This is a genomic window from Streptomyces flavusporus, assembly GCF_046267975.1.
Lineage (GTDB): Bacteria > Actinomycetota > Actinomycetes > Streptomycetales > Streptomycetaceae > Streptomyces > Streptomyces flavusporus.
The window spans coordinates 4,797,870-4,814,793 of record NZ_CP176503.1 but is presented as its reverse complement, the minus strand read 5'-3'; the positions used below and the strand labels follow the sequence as shown (position 1 = coordinate 4,814,793).

Genomic DNA, 16,924 nt, shown 5'->3' with positions numbered 1-16,924 from the left:
CCACGTCCACGCGCCCCCACCGCCCCGGTGTACGGATCACCGCGGGCGATGCCGAGGCCGCACTGCGGGTGAACGCGGCGCCGCCCAGCTCGTACGCCGTGCCCGCGGGGTCAGAGGCCGAACTCCTGGGGGGACACCCCGAGCACCGAGCACGCCTCGCGCAGGACCTGCTCCTCGGCCGGGGCGACGTATCCGTCCGCACCGGCGATGACGAAGCCGGTCTGCACGACCGCTCTGGCCTCCGTCGGCTTCTTGGCCGCCTTGGCGATCTCCTGCATGACGTCCCTCTTGCCCTGCGGGAAGTCGAACGCCAGCTGGTCGACATGCTTGTTGAACCGCTGGCGCAGCTGCTCCGGCGGGAAGTTCTGCAGGACGTCGTTGTGCAGGATCAGCGACTCCACATGCTGGCGCTCGGTCGGGTCGACATGCCCGTCCGCCGCCGCGACCAGGGCGCACATCGCCATGCTGGCGTCCCGGTAGGCACCGCTCTTCAGCTCCGTCTTGAGCGAGGTGAGCTGGGACTTGAGCGTGCTCACCAGCTGGGCCCGGGATCCTCCGGACGACCCGGTACCCGGCCGCCCGTGTCCGCCGGAGCCCCGCGTTCCCTGCGACTGCTGCTGCAGACTCTTGGCCTGGTCCTTGATCCGATCCCACATTGCCATCCGTGCCACCTCGGCTTCAGCCCATGTCGTTCCGGTCGCCCGCCAGCATTCCCGGGCCTCCCACTGGCAACGCCTCCCGGGCCCCCGAAGTTCCGCGAACGGCTCAACGGCCGGCCTGTCCGTGTGCGCCACTCGGCCGCTCAGGCGAACGCGGGCGTGATCCCGTCGTGGATCAGGCGGAGCTGGGTGTACACGTCCGTCACCTCCGCGAGGTCCCGGCCGGTGAACGCCCTGGGCCTGCCCGGCGGCCGTGGCGAAGAGCAGCCACAGGTCCTTGTGCCAGGTCTCGTTGGCGGCGTAGCAGGCGTGAAAGTCCAGTTTGTCGGCGAGTCGGATGGAGTCCAACAACTCCGCGAGCGGATAGTCGGGGAGCATCGCGTAAGTCAACTACCCGTCGCTAAGCGATGGGCTTGCACAACGGGCGTCACTGGCGGTGACGCTGCGTTTGCGTCCAGTCCCGCCGCCACGCTGGCGTGGTGGTGGGGCAGGGGCGATTGACTGCGCCCCGCTTCGCCACAACTCCCACGCTCTTGCGCGGATGTTGCGGGAGCCGTTCCGGTCTGCATGATCAACGAATCCGCAGTTCCGGCACGCGAACCAGGCCTGGGAGACCCGGTTAGCCTTGTCGATATGCCCGCACTCGGCGCAGGTGCGCGAGGTGTACGCCGGATCGACGTACACCACCGGCACCCCCGCCCGGCGGGCCTTGTACGCGATGAACCCTCCGAGCTGGGCGAAGGACCAGCTGGAGTGGGTGGCCCGTTGGGGCTTGCGAAGCCGTACCCGCTCGCGGATGCCCGTGAGGTCTTCCAGGGTGATCCCGCGACCGGTGCGTTCCGCCTCGGCCACCACATGTTTCGCGATCTTGTGGTTGATGTCCTTCGCCCGCCGCGCCTCCTTGCGCCTGCGCTTCTTCAGCCGGCGCTTGGCGGACGGGGTGTTCTTCTTCTGCAGCTTGGTGCGCAGCGTGCGTTCCCGCACCCGTACGCGGTTGAGGTCGCGTCCGGCCATGATCTCGCCGTCGGACGTGGTGGCGATGTTCACGATGCCCAGGTCGATGCCGAGGAAGTCCGCCGGTTCGGTGTTCAGCGGTGCTTCGGGCACCTCACAGGTGGCCAGGAGGAACCACACGCCGTCCCGGCACACCAGGTCGGACTCGCCCCGGCGGTACAGGGCCAGGGTGGCCAACTGCTCGGGGGCGGCGGTGAACGCAACGTCCCTGACCCGGCCCCGCACGGTCCAGATGGAGACCCGGCGCTCGGCGATCTGCCAGGACAGCATCCGGTCGTCGTAGGGCTGCGCACCCTCCGGCCGGAAGGCGACCGGCTTCTCGTGGCCCTGCGGTACCGCTTCGAGCCGGGTTTCCCGAGATTCCCGGCCTTCAGGTTCGCCTTCAGCGTCGCGTAGGCATCGCAGGTCTTCTTCACGACGTGCTGGGCGGCCTGGGCCCCCAGCCGCCACCGCGCCTTCACCTCGTCATAGGTGAGCTTGCGCAGCGCGAAGTTCTTCTTCACATCGTTTTCGAAGGCCATGCGACTGGCCCAGGTGGCCGCCTCGTTGCAGGCGCGCAGGGTTGCTTCAAGTGCCGCCGCTTGTACGGGCGTCGGCAGCAGCTTCACCTGCACCACCAGCTTCACATCCGCGACGCTACCCCGCACTCGGCGGCCCCCGCATTCGAACACGGAAAACCGGCCATCCGACTCGAGGCCTCTCCCAGCGCCGGATGCCGCCGCGGTGCTCCGCACCGCTCACTCAGGATGCGATTCCTCCCTGGCGCCACCTTCCGAGGATTGACCGCGGCAACTGGATGTGTCGTGCACCTTTCTCCATCGAGGATGTTGACGCCGACCGTCAACTGTCCAGGGCCCGGACGGAGTTGTCGTCCGCTCTACCGTCCCCGGCTGCCTCCGGACGACCGGCGTCGACAAGTCCGTCGGCGGCCCTCCATCGTCTAATCAAGTAGTGAAATGGTGGTGGAGGGCTTGGAGTTCCGCATCGACAGGCGGAGCGGGGTCCCCGCTTATCAGCAGATCGTCCAGCAGACGAAGCAGGCGCTGCGGCTCGGCGTTCTGGAACCGGGGGACCGGTTGCCGACCGCCAAGGAGGTCGCCGAGACCAGCGCGGTCAACCCGAACACCACGCTCAAGGCGTACCGGGAGCTGGAACGCGAGGGCCTGGTCGAGCCACGGCCGGGTCTCGGCACCTTCGTGCGCCGCTCGCTGGCCCGCCCCCAGACGGGCGCGGACTCGCCGTTGCACGGGGAGCTGGTGGCGTGGATGGCGCGGGCGCGCGAGGCGGGCCTGGAGCAGGAGGACGTGGCTGCGCTGGTCGCTTCGGCCATGGAGAAGCAGTACGGCGCAATGACAGAGGCGAGGAGCACAGGTGAGTGACGGTACGTACGCCGGCGGGCCGGCGTTGGAGGCGGTCGGGCTGGGCATGCGGTACCGGCGGGGCTGGGCCCTGCGGGACTGCTCCTTCCGGCTGCCGGCGGGACGGATCTGCGGACTCGTCGGACCCAACGGGGCGGGCAAGACCACGCTGCTGGGCACAGCGACCCATGTGCTGGAGCCGACAGAGGGCGACCTGCGCGTCTTCGGCGCCGCCCCGGGATCCACCGAGGCCGTCCGGCGCACCGCGTTCCTCGCCCAGGAGAAGCCGCTCTTCCGCCGCTTCACCGTGGCCGAAACCCTGCGTCTGGGACGTGAGTTGAACCCCGGATCCTGGGACCAGCGGGCCGCCGAGAACATCGTCCGTGCAGGGAACGTGCCCCTGAACGCGAGGATCGGCACCCTCTCCGGCGGACAGCGCACCCGCGTCGCCTTCGCCCTCGCCTTCGGCAAGCGCCCCGACCTGCTGTTGCTCGACGAGCCCATGTCCGACCTCGACCCGCTGGTGCGCCACGAACTGATGGCCACCCTCATGGCCGAGGCCGCCGAGCACGGCACGACCGTGCTGATGTCCTCCCACATGCTCGCCGAGCTGGAGAGCGTCTGCGACTACCTCGTCGTCATCGCCTCGGGCGGGGTACGTCTCGCAGGCGGCGTGGACGAACTGCGCGAGGCGCACACCCTGGTCACCGGAGTCCGGGACGGCGAGGGCACACCGAAGGACCTCGCGCACCACACCGTCGTCGAATCCCGCCCCAGCGGACGGCAGTACACCGCCCTGCTGCGCCCCGACGGACCCATCGGCGGCCCCTGGGAGACCGACACCCCGAACCTGGAGGAACTCCTGCTCGCCTACCTGCGCACACCCGAGGCCCCACCCCTGATCACGCCCAGCGCCCAGGTCCCCGGCCAGGCGCACGGCATCCGGGCGGTGGCCGCGTGAGCACCGTGACCGACACCCCGACCACCACCTCGCCGGCCACCGGCTCGGCCCGCGGCCCTCGGCTCGGCGGAATGACCTGACCCTATGAGGGCCGGGCCCCCTACTGGACCATCCTCGTCGGCACGGCGATCGGCCTGGCCTGGATGGTCTACCAGCGCGCCCAGTTGACGGACTTCCTCACCGGCTACGGCTGGCCCGCCAAGGACATACCGAGCCTGGGCCCGGAACTCGAGCCGTACACCGAGGCCTTCGGCCGCGCCTCCATGGCGCTGGGCCTGATACCCATCCTCCTCGGCGTCTTCGTCGGCGCTCCCTTGCTCGCGGGCGATCTGGAGCACGGCACCGCCAAGCTCGTCACCACCCAGTCCACCGGTCGCCTCCGCTGGCTGGCCACCGAGCTCGGCCTGACCGCGCTGCTGATCGTGGTGAACACGGTCGCGCTGTCCGTCGTGTTCGGCTGGTGGTGGAGCCCGGTCAAGGACCAGAACACGGTCATGGACTGGACCTCCGGATCCGCGTTCGACACCACGGGCCCGGTGCCCGTCGCCCTCACCCTGTTCACCGTCGTGAGCGGTGTGGCCATCGGCATGGTGCTGCGCCGTACGCTGGCGGCCATGGTGGTCACCTTCGGCTTCGCCGTCGTCGTCCAGCTCGTCTGGGGCCACTTCCGGCTGGCCCTCGGCGACACCGTCACCACGAACAAGGGCGTCCTCGCTGAGAACGCCTTCCCGACGCTGCCCGACGCCGCATACCAGATCGACCAGTCGTACCTCACCGGCAGCGGAGAGCTCCTCGGCTGGAGCACCTGTGTGCACGAGGAGACCGAGCAGGCGCGCGAGCTGTGCCTGAAGCAGGCCGACGTCGTGGGCTGGTCGGTGGACTATCTCCCGATCTCCCAGATGAACGGCATGCAGTGGTTCGGCGCGCCGATCCTCCTGGCCCTGACGGCCGCCGTCACGGCGTTCCTGTTCCTCTGGAGCCGTAAGCGGCTCGTCTGAGCCACCGCCCCCGGCGCACGCGTGAGTGTGCGCCGGTACGGCACCCTTCAGGGCTTGGTTTTCCCCTGACTGCCCACGGCGTGCCGAGGCCTGCGCTTCGTCGAGACCTGGCCGACGAGCTCCCAGAAACACACCAGAGCGGTGACCGGCGGAATTCCGAAGATCACTAACGACAGGATCGAGCGTGACGAGTGGCCGACCGACAGCGCCACCGCCAGGGCGGACGCGGCGAGGATGACACACCAGGACCGCCGCGCGCTCCGCTGCTGAACGGTTGCCCGCACGATGGACAGCGCCGCCACCAGCCACGGCCCGAACACCGTCATCGGCCACCATTGCGCAAATCTCATGGGCAGCACGGACGAGGCGATGGCGCGCAGTTGGTCATAGGAATAGGAGAGCGACCATCCCAGCATGCACACCGCGCTCAACGTGATCGCCGCGATCAGGAGCGTGACGTGAGTGACACGCTGACCGCCGTCAAGGAAATGGGATTCCGGGTGGGGCCGCCGCCGGTTGCTCCTGCGATGCGGTCGCCCGGCCAGCCGGTCCGGAGTGGGCTCGGCGGACGCGGTGGACAGCATCTGGGCCAGTTCCTCGACCGGGTCCCAGTCGTTCGGCGGGATGTCCGGTTCCGGGGCCACGCTCCACAGCTGCTGGGTATCGACCGAGGTCTGAAAATCGTAGAGCCCGGACTCATCGCGCATCGTGGTCATACAGCCCCATCATCGCCCGGAGGTATTCGCTTTCCATCTGTCTGATCTTTTTATGGAAATCATCAAGCAGGTCCGAGCAGTACATGAGGCGCACATCGACATTCGTCTCGAGGTCGCCGGTGTCGTGCCCGAAAAGCGTCTTGGCCACGGGCCCTTCCTTCCAAGTCACGATCACCTAACGAGCCCAACAGTGGGAGAGATGTCGGGCATTCGGGGGATGCGAGTCACTCGAAAGGGGCGCACGGAGTGTGAATAACGGCACGCAATCGGCGATGTTCAAGCGCCGAAGAACTTATATTCCTGGATTACCGTCGTTTGTTTGCGGGCCCGTCTGCTGTTCCATGTGCTGCAGGATCAGCGCCGCTTCGGTGGTCCGGCACAGCGCCTGGACGGCCTGGCGCAGTGACCGCCAGGAGGCGAGGCCCAGCACGATGCCGACCGGCGCCTTCAGCGCCCCTGCCGCTGCACGCGGCCCAGTGCACCTCGCGCGACTGCGAACTCGACGGCTGCGGCGCCGCACTCGACGCCGTGGTGTCGTCGTACGTTCCCGGTCTGCAGACCCTGGCGTACGTCCGCACCAGGGCCAGGGACCGCGACAGCGCCGACCACGGTGTGCCCTGCTGGTCGCCGCGCCGGAGGATGAGGTGCCCGGCGTCGCCGCGGCGGCCGGCTACGCGGCGGAACTCCTCGGTGAGCGCTAGCCGTTGGTGGATGCCGCGGCTACCCCTGAGGCCGTGCAACTACTGCTGTATAACCGGATCATGATTTATCACGTCGTGTCGCGTGACGAGTGGAACGCCGATCCCGACCGGCCGTACACACCCGTTTCCCTCGCCGAGGACGGTTTCGTCCACTGCTCTCCCGACGAGGAGACCACGCTCACCATCGTCAACGCGTTCTACCGCACCAGCCCCCGGCCTCTGCTGGCGCTGGTCCTCGACGAGGACCGGCTCACCGCGAACTGCGAGTGGGAGGCGGCCGCTCCTGCTCCGCCTCCCGGCGTCGCCGAGAGCACTTTGTTCCCGCATGTGTTCGGCCCCGTCAACCGCGACGCCGTCGAGCGCGTGCTCGAGGTCCGCTGGGACGACGAAGGCCGGGCCACGGGGCTGGTGGACGCCGACTGACGGATCGGCGTATCCCGATGGACTGCCCGATGACGGCTTTCGCGCTTGCTCATGCGTCCCGGGGTGCGGGGCCGCCGAGGAGTTCCGTCGCCGCCTGGAGCGGAGTGGGGACACGTACGGGCGTGGCGTCGGGGTGGTCGTGGCAGGTGAAGCCGAGGCGGGTCATGGCCCGGACGACCTCGCCGCTGGTGAAGTCGCGACGGTCCTGCCGGGTGATGACTTCGCCCACTTGCTTGACGGGGTAGCGGCGGCGGCCGATGGTCACGGACTCACCCGAGATGAGTTCGGGTGTGATGCCCTTCATCGAGGCCAGCACTTCGTTCTTGGTCAGTTCGAACGGGTATCGGGCGATGACACAGCGCATGATGCCTCACAGAGAGAAGGAGAACGGTCCGGCGAGGACGTCCCGTAGCCGGGTCCGGTCCGTGTACGTGCTGCTCCCGCGGTGAACGGCGAGCTCGGACCGGGTGATGGACCCTGTGCGCTGATCGTCCCCGTCGCACAGGAGCAGATACTCGACACGGGCACCGGCCATGACGGACAGAGCCACCTCGACGGTCATGTCGTCACGGACCCGCGGCCAGGACGCGTCCACGTCCTCGGCCCCGGTCACGAGGGCGGGAGCCAACTGAAGTTGCTGCACCTGAACCGGCGTCAAAGCTGCCTCCTCCGAGATGGGTGAGCTTTCTGGTCCGATGGCTCTACGCCGCCGGGTCGAGCGTGGACTGCCGCCGCGTCCTGCGACCTGACGTCTCGCCGGCGGGTCGACCCTGAGCAACGCGGCCGCGGCGGCCGCGGAACGAAGAAGATGAAGAAGACGAAGCAGCTGAAGAAGACCTGGAAGACCTGGAAGACGCAGCGCGGCGGGGACGTTCCGCCACGGGCGCGGTGATCACGACGGGGACACCGGAAGGCGCCTGAGCCCCGGTGATACGGCTGAGCTCCGCCTCACCCGAACGTACCGAGGCGATCCGCGGGGTGATGCCGGCCGCGGCCATCAGCCGGCTGATGCCGCGGCGCTGGTCGGGGGTCACGAGCGTGACGACGCTGCCGGACTCGCCCGCGCGGGCCGTACGACCGCCTCGGTGCAGGTAGTCCTTGTGGTCGGTGGGCGGATCCACGTTGACGACCAGGTCGAGGTTGTCGACGTGAATCCCGCGCGCGGCGACATTGGTCGCCACCAGCACTGTCACATCCCCGCTCTTGAACTGGGCGAGGGTCCGCGTGCGCTGCGGCTGGGACTTGCCACCGTGCAGGGCCGCGGCGCGGACGCCGCTCTTCAGCAGGTGCTTGGTCAGCCGGTCCACCGCGTGCTTGGTGTCCAAGAACATGATCACCCGGCCGTCTCGCGCCGCGATCTCGGTGGTCGTCCGCTGCTTGTCCGTGTCGTGTACGTGGAGCACGTGGTGCTCCATCGTGGTGACCGCGCCTGCGGACGGATCGACGGAGTGGACCACCGGGTCGCTCAGATAGCGGCGGACCAGCAGGTCGACGTTGCGGTCCAGGGTGGCCGAGAAGAGCATCCGCTGTCCGTCCGGGCGCACCTGGTCGAGCAGCGCGGTGACCTGGGGCATGAACCCCATGTCGGCCATCTGGTCGGCCTCGTCGAGGACGGTGATGCGGACGTCGTCCAACCGGCAGTCGCCCCGGTCGATGAGGTCCTTGAGCCGTCCCGGCGTCGCGACGACGACCTCCGCCCCGGCCCGCAGCGCAGCGGCCTGTTTGCCGATCGACATCCCGCCGACCACGGTGGCCGCCCGCAGCTTCACAGCGCGGGCGTACGGGGTGAGCGCGTCGGTGACCTGCTGGGCAAGCTCGCGGGTGGGTACGAGGACGAGGGCGAGCGGCTGCCGTGGCTCGGCGCGCCGACCCGCTGTACGGGCCAGCAGCGCGAGGCCGAAGGCAAGGGTCTTGCCCGAACCGGTGCGGCCACGGCCGAGTACGTCACGACCGGCCAGGGAGTTCGGCAGGGTCGCCGCCTGGATCGGGAACGGTACGGTCACGCCCTCATGGCCCAACGCGGCCAGCAAGGGCGCCGACAGGGTGAGATCGGCGAACGACTCGACGGCGGGCAACGCGGGCGTCGTCGTCACCGGCAGCGCGAAGTCGCCCTGCGGCGCGGTCTGTCGGCCTCCGTAGCCCTTGGAGCCCTTGGAGCCCTTGGAGCCCTTGGAACGGCGCGGGGCGCCGGAGGAGCGGTTGGTGGCGGAGCCACCGAAGCGGTCGTATGTGCGCTTTGTGCGTGCACGGCTCATGCGGAACCTTCACACTTTCCTTGATGCGGCACGTATCAAGGAAATGGCGCAGTCATGGAACAGCGCCGAGAATCGCGAGAACGAGCCGAAAATGATGGGGGGCGAACCGAGAATCCTCTTCTGCGGCGCCCTGAAACATAGCGAGCTGGGGCCCGCACCCCAAGGTGCGGGCCCCAGCTGCGAAGCAAGCGTCAGTTCTGGTGTCAGGCGGGAACGATGTTCTCGGCCGTCGGGCCCTTCTGGCCCTGCGCGACGTCGAACGTCACCTTCTGGCCTTCCTGCAGCTCGCGGAAGCCCTGGGTGGCGATGTTCGAGTAGTGGGCGAAGACGTCGGCGCCGCCGCCGTCCTGCGCGATGAAGCCGAATCCCTTTTCCGCGTTGAACCACTTCACGGTACCGGTAGCCATTTTTTCTCCTTCGGGACGGTGTTCGGAGTTCGCCCTGTGCGGACTCCGGTCGCCGTAATGATCGACCCGTCGGAAAAACCTTCTGGCAACCACAACTGCAACTGATATGGACAGTACCACGGCGTCATCGTCCAGGCGTGGTAAATAATTCCGCCCGGTCTGTCGGCTGGGGAATATTCCTCGCACGCCGCGTCGATTTCTCACGTCACGACCACAGATATTGCTCCGCCCGGCCCCGCCGTTGCGGTCGGGCGCCTCCGGCAACAGCGCCCCTGACCTCCTTCGATGGGCCCGCGTTCGGCTGCCGTCGGCGCCGGCGGACGAGACGCCGGGGAACGCGCCGAGACCCGCACTGTGATGAAGGTCACATCCGAGGTTACGGGCGGGAAGAAGTGGGGTCCTGGTCGCCGCGGGTCACGAGCGCTGTGTCGGCACAGTGGCCGCGCGTGCCCGGCCGAGGACATCTGTGCCCGCGGCGGCAGGAATTCCGCACGGGCGACTAGAGTTCCCCTACGGGGAACCCGCTCCCCTGGTGCGGGCCGCGACTTCGGTGGTCCGCAGGAAGGTGCCCATGCCCTCGCAAGACCGGTCGCACACCGCCCACCGGCTGGAAGACGACCACCACCCGGCGTACACCATGGGTCGTGCCGCCGAGGTGATCGGTGCCACGCCCGGCTTCCTGCGGGCCCTCGGCGAGGCGGGACTGATCACGCCGACGAGGTCGGAGGGCGGCCACCGCCGCTACTCCCGCCACCAGCTGCGCCTCGCCGCCCGCGCCCGCGAGATGGTCGACCAGGGGACCCCGATCGAGGCCGCCTGCCGGATCATCGGTCTCGAGGACCGGCTGGACGAGGCCCTGCGCGCCAACGAGGAACTGCGCCGCCCGGAAGGCCGTCCGGACGAGGGGCCTGACAGCGGCGGCGAGTGAAAATCTGACGGCGCCGGAGAAGAAATTCGACCGGTACTGGAAGAGGCTTTTCCCTGCACCCGGCCGTCGTATGGTCCGGGATTTTCTCCCCCTCCCTTCTCGCTTCCTTGTCGCCGATTTCTTCCGTGCTAGACTCGACGTGAATTGCAGTTGTGGTTGCCGTTTTTCGGGATTCCCGGGCAGGTGATCATCACAGCGATGAGGGAGCCCGCGAGGTGCGGGCCTCCAGCACTGCCTCAGGAGAATTGACATGGCCACCGGTACCGTTAAGTGGTTCAACGCGGAAAAGGGCTTCGGCTTCATCGAGCAGGACGGCGGCGGCGCCGACGTCTTCGCCCACTACTCGAACATCGCCACCCAGGGCTTCCGTGAGCTGCAGGAAGGCCAGAAGGTGACCTTCGACGTGACGCAGGGCCAGAAGGGCCCGCAGGCGGAGAACATCGTTCCCGCCTGACACTCGCGTCCGAACGCGTCTGAATTTCGTACACACATACGACGAAACAGGGGCCCGCACCTTGGGTGCGGGCCCCTGTTCCGTTTCCCGGGCCAGGATCCTCCGAAGACACCCGCCGCTGTTCCACCCCCTCCCGCCATCCCGACTCCTGGTGAGGCACCATGCGCTGTGTGATCGCCCGTTATCCCTTCGACCTCTTCAAGAGCGAGGTGGAGACATCGATGGAGAGCGTCCGACCCGAGCCCGTCACCGCCGTCTGCGTCGACATCGGCGGCCGCGTGTATCCGGTCAAGCAGGTGGGCGAGGTGATCACGGGCCAGGACCGCCGTGACTTCACCGTCGGGGAGATGACCAGGGCACTGACTCGTCTCGGCTTCACCTGCCACGCCGCGCCCCCGCAACTCCCGTCCGCCGTCGCCCCGGCGTACGGACCGCTCGCCCAGTGGGGCGACTGACGGAGGGGCAGGTGACTCAGGTCACTTCTGTAGGTCGATTACTTCTCCTGTCCCCGCCGGTCATGACCGACAACACGCGCAGGAGTACCTCGCAGCCTTGCGTGACGGCTCCGGCGGCGCTGACCGCGACATGAAGTCGTTTGATCGACTGAAGGAAAGGATGCGACTGACGTGACCGCACCTGTGAAGGGCCCGGCCGGCTACTTCCCTTCGATCGAGAAGAAGTACGGCCGTCCGATAGCGGAGTGGAAAGCCCTGATCCGCACCTCACCGCTGACCAGGCACATGGAACTCGTCTCCTGGCTCAAGAGCGAGCACGGCCTGGGGCACGGCCATGCCAACGCGCTCGTGGCGCACACGCTTGCCGAGCACGCCGGCCACTGAACCTGCCGACAACGGACCAGGCCCAGGTCTCCGACCTGGGCCTTCAGCTGGAGCAGGTGACGAGAACCGAACTCACGCGAACTCGATCCCGGCCGGCACCCGCTGATCGTCATGGCGGACGTCGGGTCCCTCGGGCGGGGAGATGGAACCGCCCGAGGGACCCGACGTGATGCAGGTCAACTGTCGGTCTTGGCGGGTGCCTTGCCGTGCTGGTCGACGACCGTGCGCTTCATGATCGCGCTGGTTCTGAACAGTGTGTCGGAAGTGAGCCTCTTGGCCTCGTCATGGGTGATGTACGCGCGCGAGCCGAGGAAGGCGAGGGTGTCCTTGTCGAAGATCCATTCGTAACGGGTCGCGGAGGAGGCGTCCTCGCGTGTGATGGCGATGCCGTGCCGGCCGGCGGCGTCGACGGCGTCGGGGATCTCCTGCACGCCGGGGATCTTTGCGGCTGCCTTGTAGAACGCGGAGGCGTTCGCCGGCGGCATGATCGTTTCGCTCACCAGGTCGCCGATCACGTTGAAGACGGCCTGCTCCTTCGACTCGCCCTCCTCCACCCTGGTCTGGGTGTAGAGCAGGTCGAGCAGCGCGTCGGGGTCGGTGGGCAGCGAGGCCAGCCACTTGTACGTCGGGTGGTCGATGCCCGCCGAGAGGGGGGCGGTGGACTCGATGGGGCCCAGCTGACCGGGCATCACGGCGTCCTTCCCGGATTCGCGGATCCACCCGGTCTTCGTGACCGGGCCGGGGTTCTGCGACATCCAGACCTCCCGCTTGTGCAGGGCGCCGAGCCGTACGGGACCCTCGAAGGCGCCCTTGTTCTCGCGGACCAGGCTCTCGACGTACACGAACTGTCCGTCCTTCACCGGTGTCTCTTCGGTTGCCATGGCGGCGACTGCGATCCGGTTGAGAATGGCGGAAGCGCTGTTGGCCTCGGCGGCTCGGGTCGCCGGCGCGGGGGTGTCGTCTCCGCCGGAGAGCGTGACGATCAGCGCCCCGGCCAGTGCCATCGACGCGAGGGGCAACAGCACCACTCCACGCGCCGGCCGGCGGCGGGGCGCCGGGCGAGCCTGGGGGGAAGGGGTGCGGTCGTGGTCGATCTGCTGCATCAGAACGTCCTTGTAGTGGAGGTGTCTGCTCGGCGGGAGGTCCCATTCGGCCGGAGCCGACAGCAACTCCTCGGCCTCACTCCGGGCGGAACCGGCGTGCTGCGGATTGTTGTTGTTCATCCGGTTTCCTCCTGCAGAAACTTGGCCGCGAACGCGGCCTCACTCTCCTTCTCTCCGCGAGGGCCCCGCGGTTCCGCCTGTGCGCGGTCGAGTTGACCGGAGCTGATCCGGGCAAGCCGCGCCCGGGCGCGCGACAGCCGCGACCGCACGGTGCCGACCGGGATGCCGAGCGCGTCGGCGGCCTGCTGGTAGTCCAGCCCGGCCGACACGCACAGCGCGAACACCTCCCGGTCCTGGCGGCGCAACCGGCCCAGCGCCTCGTGAACCACCGCGAGACGGCGGGCGTCGTCGATTCGGCCGGCCGTCTCGTCCGCGAAGTCCTCGACGGGACGTGGTTCCGGGCTGTGCGCCAGAAAGGCGAGCCGGCGGCGCAGACCACGGTTGGCGTTGTGCGCCTTGTGCGTGGCGATGCCGAGCAGCCAGGGCTTGAGTGAACCGCCCTCCGGCTCCACCGTCTCCCGGGTACGCCAAGCGGCGAGGAAGGTCTCGGACATGGCCTCCTCCGCCTCCGACCAGTTGCCGGTCAGGCGCAGGGCATGGTTGTAGACCGCCCTCGCGTGCTCGTCGTACAGGTCGGCGAATGCCGCACGGTCCCCTGCCCGTACGCGCGCACGCATCGACTCCGCTGGTTCTGTATGCCTCACACTCTGTACGCTCCGCCGTCCCACCCGGGTTCCTGTGGCCTGTGCCACAGCACTTCCTGTGGCCTGCGCCACGCCTCGACGTTCATCCCGTTGACAGCCCGGCCACACCTCCACCATGCTTGTGTTAATTCATTAATGGAAGCCCACTGGAGCCATGGAAGGTGACGTGGTCGAGTACCGGATCGACCGTGGCAGCGGCGTACCCGCCTACGTGCAGATCGTCGAGCAGACCGAACGGGCGCTCCGGATGGGCACGTTGAAGGTCGGGGACAAGTTGCCCACGGCGAGGGAGGTGGTGGCGGCGACCGCCATCAACCCCAACACCGTGCTGCGGGCCTACCGCGACATGGAGCAGGCCGGCCTGGTCGAACTGCGCCGTGGGCTGGGGACCTTCGTGACGCGGTCGCTCGCGCGGCCCGGCGCGGAGAACGACTCGCCCCTGCGCACGGACCTCACCGACTGGACGGCACGCGCCCGCGCGGCGGGATTGGAACGGGCCGACATCCTCGCAATGGTCACCGCCGCTCTGGACGCCCACGACAACGAGCAACACGAGCACACCCCGGGCGACCGGGAGCGCGAAGAGGAGGACGCATGACCGGGCCTGACGCGCCGGCCGCACTGCGCGCCACGGGACTCGGATTCCGTTACCGGGCGCGGAGCGGCTGGGCCCTGCGGGACTGCGAGTTCACCGTGCCCAGCGGACGTATCACCGCCCTCGTCGGACGCAACGGCGCCGGCAAGAGCACCCTGCTGCACCTGGCCGGCGGCCTGCTGCACGCCGACTCCGGGGAGATACGCGTGCTGGACGCCGTACCGGGCACATCCGAAGCCCGCGCCCGGGTCGCTCTGCTCACCCAGGACAAGCCGCTCTACCCCCGCTTCACCGTGGCGGACACCCTGCGGATGGGCGAGAAGCTGAACTCCACGTGGGACCAGGTGGCCGCCGAGCGGACCGTCTGCGAGGGCGGCATCCCGCTCACCGCCCGCGTCGGCGAGCTGTCCCCCGGACAGCGCACCCGTGTCGCGCTCGCCCTGGCGCTCGGCAAGCGGCCCGAACTGCTGCTGCTCGACGAGCCGATGGCCGACCTCGACCCCGTGGCGCGAGGCGAGATCATGGCGGCGCTGATGGCCGAGGCCGCCGACCGCGGTATGAGCATCGTGCTGTCCTCGCACGTCCTGCCCGAACTGGAGCAGACCTGCGACTGGGTGCTGCTGCTGAAGGACGGCCGCGTCGAGCTGAGCGAGGACGCCGACGCGCTGCGCGAGAGCCACGTCATCCTCACCGGACACGCCGACCAGGCCGACCCCCTGGCCGGACGACACACCGTCGTACACCGCCGGACCGCCGGCAGACAGACAACCGCCCTCGTACGGCAGCACGGACCGCTGCACGGCGACTGGCACGTCGAGCAGCCCAGGCTGGAGGACATCCTGGTCGGTCACCTCCAGGCCGCTGACGCCGATGACATGGTGCGCACCGCGGCCGCCGAGCGGACGGAGGCGGCGGCATGAACGGCTCCTTCTGGCTCGCGTGGCGCCAGCAGCGGGTGCTGGTCGGCGTCGGCGCGGCTGTTCTGGCCGCCGTCGCGGCGATCGCCGCGTACTACCGCTCGGGCATGCTGGACGCCCTGCGCAGCGGGCTGTTCGACCACTGCGACCCCGGGCCCATCTCCTGCACGCGTTCCGACACCGGTGTGCCCTGCTGCTGGACATCGAGCCGCTGCAGTACCTCGGGGCGCTGAACATCGCCCTGCCCGTCATCATCGGCGTCTTCTGGGGCGCCCCGCTGCTGGGCCGTGACCGGGAACTGGGCACGCACCGCATGGTTCTGACCCAGGGTGTGAGCCGCGGCCAGTGGTTCGCCTCGCGGTTCGCCCTCGCCGCGGCGACCGCGGTGGCTCTCTCCGGCCTGCTCGCGGGAGTGTTCGCGTGGTGGTGGCGACCGGCCGCCGACCGGAGCTACGGCCTGTTCTGGTACGAGACCACGGCCCTGAGCGGCTCGGGCCCGCGGGTCGTCGCAGCCGCCCTGTTCGGCCTGGCGGCCGGCACACTGCTGGGTCTGCTGGCCCGCCGGATCCTGGCGGCGATGGGCCTGACCCTCCTGGTCACCGGGGCGATGACGCTCGTACTGGAGTGGACGCACAAGACGCGTCTGCTGGTCCCACCGCACACCTACACCAGCGCCGGCAGCATCCCCAAACTGCCCATGGGCGAGAAGTGGTCGACCGGCAACTACGGCCTGATCACCGGTTCCGGCCGCCGCGACGACGTGATGAACTGCCCCTTCCCGTCCGGCACCCAGCTCAAGGAGTGCATGGACCGGAACGGGTACGTCGCCCGCTTCTACGAGGCCAACCCGGCCGGCGACTACTGGACCATCCAGTGGATCGACACCGCCGTCCTCGGCGGCCTCGCCCTCCTGCTCACGGCCGTCACCGTGCTGGTCCTGCGCCGCCGCATCTGACCGAGCCGAACCAACGCATCTGCCCTTCAGCCCCTCACCCGGGGTCCCCTATGTACGGAGGTTGCTTCGCCATGCCCGCAGACGCCAAGTCGCCCAAGAAACTGCGCAACAACCGCGCCGCCCTCACTCACAAGATCGGCTACGCCCTGCGCCACCCCGGCCGCGTCACCCCGTATCTCCGCCGGGCCGGCCGGGACGCCTGGCTGCGCCTGAAGCACCCCGACCACGTCGGCTACTACCGGGCCGTGATGGCCTCGGACACCCGCCGCAACCCGGAGGCCGCGGTCGGCAGTCAGACCCACGAACGCTGGCTGGCGCTCGGGCAGATGCAGTTCGACTACCTCATCGAGCACGGGCTGCGCCCCGAGCACCGCATGCTCGACATCGGCTGCGGCAACCTGCGCGGCGGCTGGCGCTTCATCGACCACCTCGACACCGGCAACTACTACGGCATCGACATCTCGCCCGACATCCTGATCGCCGCCAAGAAGACCCTCACCGAGCGCCAACTCCAGGACAAGCTGCCGCACCTGACCATCACCGGCGACCTCACCCTGGACTTCCTGCCCAGCGACCACTTCGACGTCATCCACGCGCACAGCGTCTTCTCCCACTCGCCCTTGCACGTCATCGAGGAATGCCTCGCCCACGTCGGCCGTGTGTTGACCGACACCGGGTTCTTCGACTTCACCTTCGACCGCACCGAGGGCACCGAACACCAGGTGCTGCGCGAGGACTTCTACTACCGCACCGAGACCCTTCTGGCCCTGGCCCGCAAGCACGGCCTGCACGCGCGCTTCATGGAGGACTGGGAGAAGCGCCCGCACGGCCAGTCGAAGATACGTGTCAGCCGCTCAGCCCTGCCCACCACCTGAGA

At 68.8% G+C, this 16,924-nt stretch carries 22 protein-coding genes and 2 pseudogenes; 13 read left to right on the top strand and 11 right to left on the bottom strand.

The genetic code is table 11. The features are described from left to right. Positions 1 to 110: 110 nt before the first annotated feature. From ACKTSN_RS22825 to ACKTSN_RS22815, 3 genes and pseudogenes are all read right to left on the bottom strand, one after another. Positions 111 to 662, bottom strand: a complete 552-nt coding sequence (locus ACKTSN_RS22825) for a tellurite resistance TerB family protein (protein ID WP_409474899.1) — start codon at positions 660 to 662, stop codon at positions 111 to 113. A gap of 210 nt (positions 663 to 872) precedes the next feature. After that, positions 873 to 1,037, bottom strand: a pseudogene (locus tag ACKTSN_RS22820) (LLM class flavin-dependent oxidoreductase); the annotation flags it as partial. A 12-nt stretch (positions 1,038 to 1,049) separates the two neighbouring features. Next, positions 1,050 to 2,299 (bottom strand): annotated as a pseudogene (locus ACKTSN_RS22815) (RNA-guided endonuclease InsQ/TnpB family protein). 330 nt (positions 2,300 to 2,629) lie between these two features. Between ACKTSN_RS22815 and ACKTSN_RS22810 the strand changes: the two are divergent. The 3 genes from ACKTSN_RS22810 (at position 2,630) to ACKTSN_RS22800 (ending at position 4,990) form a co-directional block, all read left to right on the top strand. Then, positions 2,630 to 3,052: a GntR family transcriptional regulator gene (locus tag ACKTSN_RS22810; RefSeq protein WP_409470814.1), complete on the top strand. Its 423-nt coding sequence runs from the start codon at positions 2,630 to 2,632 to the stop codon at positions 3,050 to 3,052. A gap of 46 nt (positions 3,053 to 3,098) precedes the next feature. Beyond that, the gene (locus ACKTSN_RS22805) at positions 3,099 to 3,992 is read left to right on the top strand and encodes an ABC transporter ATP-binding protein (protein ID WP_409474898.1); all 894 of its coding nucleotides are present in this window, start codon (positions 3,099 to 3,101) and stop codon (positions 3,990 to 3,992) included. 143 nt (positions 3,993 to 4,135) lie between these two features. After that, positions 4,136 to 4,990: an ABC transporter gene (locus ACKTSN_RS22800; RefSeq protein ID WP_409470813.1), complete on the top strand. Its 855-nt coding sequence runs from the start codon at positions 4,136 to 4,138 to the stop codon at positions 4,988 to 4,990. Between the two features lie 47 nt (positions 4,991 to 5,037). Here ACKTSN_RS22800 and ACKTSN_RS22795 read toward each other — a convergent pair whose 3' ends face one another. Together ACKTSN_RS22795 and ACKTSN_RS22790 are read right to left on the bottom strand one after the other, a co-directional pair. After that, positions 5,038 to 5,706: a DUF2637 domain-containing protein gene (locus ACKTSN_RS22795; RefSeq protein ID WP_409470812.1), complete on the bottom strand. Its 669-nt coding sequence runs from the start codon at positions 5,704 to 5,706 to the stop codon at positions 5,038 to 5,040. Then, positions 5,687 to 5,854 (bottom strand): hypothetical protein, encoded by a 168-nt coding sequence (locus tag ACKTSN_RS22790; protein ID WP_409470811.1) that lies wholly within the window; start codon positions 5,852 to 5,854, stop codon positions 5,687 to 5,689. Before ACKTSN_RS22790 ends, ACKTSN_RS22795 begins: the two co-directional genes overlap by 20 nt. A 613-nt stretch (positions 5,855 to 6,467) precedes the next feature. On the opposite strand from ACKTSN_RS22790, the gene ACKTSN_RS22785 reads away from it, so the two are divergent. Then, positions 6,468 to 6,830, top strand: coding sequence for a DUF952 domain-containing protein (locus tag ACKTSN_RS22785; protein ID WP_409470810.1), 363 nt, complete (start codon positions 6,468 to 6,470; stop codon positions 6,828 to 6,830). A 49-nt stretch (positions 6,831 to 6,879) separates the two neighbouring features. Here ACKTSN_RS22785 and ACKTSN_RS22780 read toward each other — a convergent pair whose 3' ends face one another. From ACKTSN_RS22780 to ACKTSN_RS22765, 4 genes are all read right to left on the bottom strand, one after another. Then, positions 6,880 to 7,194 (bottom strand): SCO5918 family protein, encoded by a 315-nt coding sequence (locus ACKTSN_RS22780; protein WP_409470809.1) that lies wholly within the window; start codon positions 7,192 to 7,194, stop codon positions 6,880 to 6,882. A 6-nt stretch (positions 7,195 to 7,200) separates the two neighbouring features. Continuing rightward, complete coding sequence (locus tag ACKTSN_RS22775) at positions 7,201 to 7,458, bottom strand: hypothetical protein (protein ID WP_409474897.1); 258 nt, start codon at positions 7,456 to 7,458, stop codon at positions 7,201 to 7,203. Positions 7,459 to 7,531: 73 nt separating this feature from the next. Beyond that, entirely contained in the window at positions 7,532 to 9,085 is a 1,554-nt protein-coding gene (locus tag ACKTSN_RS22770; protein ID WP_409470808.1) for a DEAD/DEAH box helicase, read from the bottom strand. 203 nt (positions 9,086 to 9,288) lie between these two features. After that, the gene (locus tag ACKTSN_RS22765; RefSeq protein ID WP_129798962.1) at positions 9,289 to 9,492 is read right to left on the bottom strand and encodes a cold-shock protein; all 204 of its coding nucleotides are present in this window, start codon (positions 9,490 to 9,492) and stop codon (positions 9,289 to 9,291) included. Between the two features lie 571 nt (positions 9,493 to 10,063). On the opposite strand from ACKTSN_RS22765, the gene ACKTSN_RS22760 reads away from it, so the two are divergent. From ACKTSN_RS22760 to ACKTSN_RS22745, 4 genes are all read left to right on the top strand, one after another. Continuing rightward, positions 10,064 to 10,420, top strand: a complete 357-nt coding sequence (locus ACKTSN_RS22760) for a MerR family transcriptional regulator (protein ID WP_409470807.1) — start codon at positions 10,064 to 10,066, stop codon at positions 10,418 to 10,420. 250 nt (positions 10,421 to 10,670) lie between these two features. Further along, complete coding sequence (locus tag ACKTSN_RS22755; protein WP_010986199.1) at positions 10,671 to 10,874, top strand: cold-shock protein; 204 nt, start codon at positions 10,671 to 10,673, stop codon at positions 10,872 to 10,874. A gap of 161 nt (positions 10,875 to 11,035) precedes the next feature. Continuing rightward, positions 11,036 to 11,329, top strand: a complete 294-nt coding sequence (locus ACKTSN_RS22750) for an SCO5918 family protein (RefSeq protein WP_409470806.1) — start codon at positions 11,036 to 11,038, stop codon at positions 11,327 to 11,329. 171 nt (positions 11,330 to 11,500) lie between these two features. Beyond that, positions 11,501 to 11,713: a DUF4287 domain-containing protein gene (locus tag ACKTSN_RS22745; protein WP_409470805.1), complete on the top strand. Its 213-nt coding sequence runs from the start codon at positions 11,501 to 11,503 to the stop codon at positions 11,711 to 11,713. 176 nt (positions 11,714 to 11,889) lie between these two features. On the opposite strand, the gene ACKTSN_RS22740 is transcribed toward ACKTSN_RS22745, so the two are convergent. After that, entirely contained in the window at positions 11,890 to 12,936 is a 1,047-nt protein-coding gene (locus ACKTSN_RS22740) for a CU044_5270 family protein (protein WP_409470804.1), read from the bottom strand. Next, positions 12,933 to 13,553, bottom strand: a complete 621-nt coding sequence (locus ACKTSN_RS22735) for an RNA polymerase sigma factor (RefSeq protein ID WP_409470803.1) — start codon at positions 13,551 to 13,553, stop codon at positions 12,933 to 12,935. Before ACKTSN_RS22735 ends, ACKTSN_RS22740 begins: the two co-directional genes overlap by 4 nt. 181 nt (positions 13,554 to 13,734) lie before the next feature. Between ACKTSN_RS22735 and ACKTSN_RS22730 the strand changes: the two genes are divergently transcribed. From ACKTSN_RS22730 to ACKTSN_RS22710, 5 genes are all read left to right on the top strand, one after another. Further along, complete coding sequence (locus tag ACKTSN_RS22730) at positions 13,735 to 14,178, top strand: GntR family transcriptional regulator (RefSeq protein ID WP_409470802.1); 444 nt, start codon at positions 13,735 to 13,737, stop codon at positions 14,176 to 14,178. Continuing rightward, positions 14,175 to 15,095, top strand: coding sequence for an ATP-binding cassette domain-containing protein (locus ACKTSN_RS22725; RefSeq protein ID WP_409470801.1), 921 nt, complete (start codon positions 14,175 to 14,177; stop codon positions 15,093 to 15,095). The genes ACKTSN_RS22730 and ACKTSN_RS22725 overlap by 4 nt, the downstream gene beginning before the upstream one ends. Beyond that, entirely contained in the window at positions 15,092 to 15,325 is a 234-nt protein-coding gene (locus ACKTSN_RS22720; protein WP_409470800.1) for a hypothetical protein, read from the top strand. Before ACKTSN_RS22725 ends, ACKTSN_RS22720 begins: the two co-directional genes overlap by 4 nt. Positions 15,326 to 15,405: 80 nt before the next feature. Further along, positions 15,406 to 16,047: a hypothetical protein gene (locus tag ACKTSN_RS22715; protein WP_409470799.1), complete on the top strand. Its 642-nt coding sequence runs from the start codon at positions 15,406 to 15,408 to the stop codon at positions 16,045 to 16,047. A 71-nt stretch (positions 16,048 to 16,118) separates the two neighbouring features. Further along, complete coding sequence (locus ACKTSN_RS22710; protein ID WP_409470798.1) at positions 16,119 to 16,922, top strand: class I SAM-dependent DNA methyltransferase; 804 nt, start codon at positions 16,119 to 16,121, stop codon at positions 16,920 to 16,922. Positions 16,923 to 16,924: the final 2 nt, after the last annotated feature.